Genomic DNA, 1,752 nt, shown 5'->3' with positions numbered 1-1,752 from the left:
AGACCAGGACATTTCAGGAATAGCAGTTAATGCCACAAATATTGCAACCAATGTTGCTGGAATCAGTGCGAATGCAACTGCGATAACTTCCATCGATTCCGACATTGCTACCAATGCTTCAGCCATAACTGTGAATGCCACGGACATCGACGCCTTGGAAGCGGAACAAATCACCCAAAACGATGCCATTGCACTCAACACCGCCAAGACCGGAATCACCACAGAACAGGCGGATATCATTGCGAATACTTCCGGAATCAACACTGGAGATCAGGATATTTCGGGAATAGCGGTCAATGCGACCGATATTGCTACCAATGTTGCTGGAATCAGTGCGAATGCAAGTGAGATTGCCGCAAATGATTCCGATATCGCTGCGAATACCACTGCGATAACTTCCAACGATACCGACATTGCAAATAATGCTACTGACATCGACGCCTTGGAAGCCGAACAACTTACGCAGAACGATGCGATTGCACTCAACACCGCCAAGACAGGGATCACCACCGAACAAGCGGACATTATCGCCAATACCTCCGGAATCAACACCGGAGACCAGGATATTTCAGGAATTGCAGTCAATGCGACCAATATTGCAACCAATGCAAGTGAGATTACTGCAAATGACACCGACATTGCTACCAATGCTTCTACCATAGCTGTGAATGCCACGGACATCGACGCTTTGGAAGCGGAGCAACTTACACAGAACGATGCCATCGCACTCAACACCGCCAAAACCGGAATCACCACCGAACAAGCGGACATCATTGCGAACACTTCCGGAGTGAATACCGGCGACCAGGATATTTCAGGGATTGCAGTCAATGCCACGGACATTGATGCCTTGGAAGCCGAGCAACTTACCCAAAACGATGCCATTGCAATCAACACCGCCAAAACCGGGATCACCACGGAGCAGGCAGACATCATCGCCAATACTTCCGGGGTCAACACCGGAGATCAGGATATTTCAGGGATAGCAGTCAATGCTACCAATATTACAACCAATGCAAGTGAGATTGCTGCAAATGATTCCGAAATCGCTGCCAACACCGCTGCGATAGCTGCAAACGATACGGACATTGCAACCAATACTTCTGACATTGATGCTTTGGAAGCGGAACAACTTACGCAGAACGATGCCATAGCACTCAACACCGCCAAGACCGGGATCACTACCGATCAAGCGGACATCATCGCCAACACTTCTGGAGTGAACACTGGAGATCAGGATATTTCAGGGATAGCAGTCAATGCTTCTGACATCAACGCTTTGGAAGCGGAACAGCTTACCCAGAACGACGCCATTGCCTTGAACACCGCCAAAACCGGGATTACCACCGAGCAGGCAGACATCATCGCCAATACTTCTGGAATCAATACCGGGGATCAGGACATTTCAGGGATTGCCGTAAACGCCACGAATATTGCAACCAATGCAACTGCGATTGCCGCAAATGATTCCGACATAGCAGCCAATGCTTCTGACATCGATGCTTTGGAGGCCGAACAACTTACGCAGAACGATGCGATTGCACTCAACACCGCCAAGACAGGGATCACCACCGAACAAGCGGACATTATCGCCAATACCTCCGGAATCAACACCGGAGATCAGGATATTTCAGGGATTACCGTTAACACAACCAATATTGCAACCAATGCCACGGACATCGATGCCTTGGAAGCCGAACAACTTACACAAAACGATGCCATTGCACTCAACACCGCCAAGACCGGAATCAC

General features: G+C 49.1%; 1 protein-coding gene. It reads left to right on the top strand.

What is annotated here, in order from left to right; translation table 11 throughout:
* A partial coding sequence (locus PHU20_RS19835; RefSeq protein WP_274827152.1) for a beta strand repeat-containing protein occupies positions 1–1,752 on the top strand: 1,752 nt, incomplete at both ends.

It is taken from the genome of Maribacter polysaccharolyticus (assembly GCF_028882255.1).
GTDB classification, from domain to species: domain Bacteria; phylum Bacteroidota; class Bacteroidia; order Flavobacteriales; family Flavobacteriaceae; genus Maribacter_A; species Maribacter_A polysaccharolyticus.
Note: the sequence above shows the minus strand (reverse complement) of the source record. Positions and strands in the feature narration are given on the sequence as shown.